Source organism: uncultured Cyclobacterium sp. (assembly GCF_963976465.1).
Taxonomy (GTDB): domain Bacteria; phylum Bacteroidota; class Bacteroidia; order Cytophagales; family Cyclobacteriaceae; genus Cyclobacterium.
Genome location: NZ_CAXBOC010000695.1, coordinates 1 through 1,908, shown reverse-complemented (window position 1 = coordinate 1,908; position 1,908 = coordinate 1). Strand labels below are relative to the sequence as shown.

Annotated in this window: 4 protein-coding genes; 2 read left to right on the top strand and 2 right to left on the bottom strand. The window is 36.7% G+C overall.

Going from position 1 to position 1,908, the window contains the following annotated elements:
- Both AAC037_RS24000 and hslV read left to right on the top strand, forming a co-directional pair.
- On the top strand, positions 1-152 hold a 152-nt coding region (locus AAC037_RS24000; protein ID WP_339906189.1), incomplete at its 5' end, for a 2-oxo acid dehydrogenase subunit E2.
- 90 nt (positions 153-242) lie between these two features.
- Positions 243-785, top strand: a complete 543-nt coding sequence (gene hslV / locus AAC037_RS23995; protein WP_339906187.1) for an ATP-dependent protease subunit HslV — start codon at positions 243-245, stop codon at positions 783-785.
- A 39-nt stretch (positions 786-824) separates the two neighbouring features.
- Here hslV and AAC037_RS23990 read toward each other — a convergent pair whose 3' ends face one another.
- Positions 825-1,121 (bottom strand): Dabb family protein, encoded by a 297-nt coding sequence (locus AAC037_RS23990; RefSeq protein ID WP_339906185.1) that lies wholly within the window; start codon positions 1,119-1,121, stop codon positions 825-827.
- A gap of 346 nt (positions 1,122-1,467) precedes the next feature.
- Positions 1,468-1,812, bottom strand: a complete 345-nt coding sequence (ssb, locus tag AAC037_RS23985; protein ID WP_339906183.1) for a single-stranded DNA-binding protein — start codon at positions 1,810-1,812, stop codon at positions 1,468-1,470.
- Positions 1,813-1,908: the final 96 nt, after the last annotated feature.

The window sequence follows — 1,908 nt, the reverse complement described above, 5'->3', positions numbered from 1 at the left end:
CGCCAATTGTAAAAGATGGAGAAATCAAAATAGGCAATGTTATGAAAGTTACCTTATCTTGTGACCACAGAGTGGTGGATGGAGCTGTAGGGTCAGCTTTCCTTAAAACTTTAAAAAGTTTACTTGAAGATCCTGTTAGGTTGTTAATCTGACATATCCAATCATTAAACAATGTCAAAAAGTCCTAGAAATAGGACTTTTTGTTTTAAGTATGGTTTTTGAGAAATAGTTTAAAAACAAAAATGGAAAAAATTAAATCGACTACCGTAGTTGCCATAAAGCATGAGGGGAAAGTAGCCATAGGTGCGGATGGGCAAGCGACGATGGGGAATACCATTGCCAAAAGCAGTGTCAATAAAATAAGAAAACTGCAGGGAGGTAAAATTGTAACCGGTTTTGCAGGATCAACAGCAGACGCTTTTACACTCTTGGAAAAATTTGAAGAGAAACTGGGGGCCTACAGCAACAATATGAAAAGAGCTGCAGTGGAATTGGCAAAGGAATGGAGAACAGATAGAATGCTAAGCAAGTTGGAAGCCATGATGATTGTGGCTGATGCTGAGGATATATTGATTATTTCCGGTACTGGGGATGTTATTGAGCCGGATATGGGGATCGCAACAATTGGTTCCGGTAGTATGTATGCTCAATCTGCTGCCAGGGCATTAAAGAAATTTGCCACCGGCTTAACGGCAAAGGAAATGGTGGAAGAAAGTTTAACCATAGCAGCTGATATTTGTATCTATACCAACCACAATACAATAATCGAAGAAGTGAATAATTAAAATTAAAAGAGGCTTTCTAGTAAGAAAGCCTCTATTTTATCAAACTTCGAAATCATAAATTTTGACCGAAGCCCATTTGTCTTTATGGTCTTTAATAAATTTGAGGTGAATAGGATCTTCTTGATACAGGTCATGATCCGCAATGCTTTCAAAATTAACCATTAGGGCAATATCGTAACTGTCATCAATTACTTCTCGTTTTTCCGTAGCAGCAGGTTTGCCTATGGCGTAACTTTTTACACTCTCTGCTTGCGCAATTTCTTTGCAACCTTCTAGAACTGCGTTTAAATCTTTTTCAGGCTTATGAAGCCAAAAGAATACTTGGTGTACAATCATAATAAATTTTTATTTGAAACTGGGTTTATAAGACCATAATCCCTAGGTGAGACTAGGGATTGTTGAGATAAGCTTTTAAATAGCTTAAACCAATAATAAATAAAGGTAAAAAGATAAGTTTAAAAAAGATAAAAACGCAAAGATTATGAAATGCCTAAATCCAAAAAGAACTAATTCCCTATAGGTTAGGCTTTATTGCTGGGAGAGGTACGGTGATGTAGAACCAATTGCTATAGCCTTTGCCTTATGCGCCATTCTATAAATGTGCAGAGAGTGGTGTGTAATATAAATCCTGGATACAAAAAGAGACTGTAATCTGTATCCAGGATTTAAGTTTACTTGAAATTCAGGCCTTGGACTTGTCACCCATAAGCAATACATCGTTGATTTGGACTTCTGTTATGTACCTTTTTTGCCCGTCTTTGTCTTCATAAGAACGATTGACCAGTTTGCCTTGAATGCAAATTTCAGAACCTTTGTCGGTATATTTGTTTATTATTTCGGCCGTTTTACCAAAGGCCACCAGGTTATGCCAATAAGTTTCTTCCACTTTCTCTCCTTTGCTATTTTTGTAAAACTCGTTAGTGGCAAGGTTTAATTTTACCATCGGAGTGTCTCCTTTTACTGTTTTGAAATCAGCTTTTGCGCCTAATCTTCCAATCAATTGTACATTGTTTCTAATACTGTTCATGATATTGTTATTTAGTCCAAGAATTGAGAACGTCATAATCAGCTCCCATATTTACGAAATTCATATGCTTTGTAGCAGCTCTTGTCATAGCGTCTT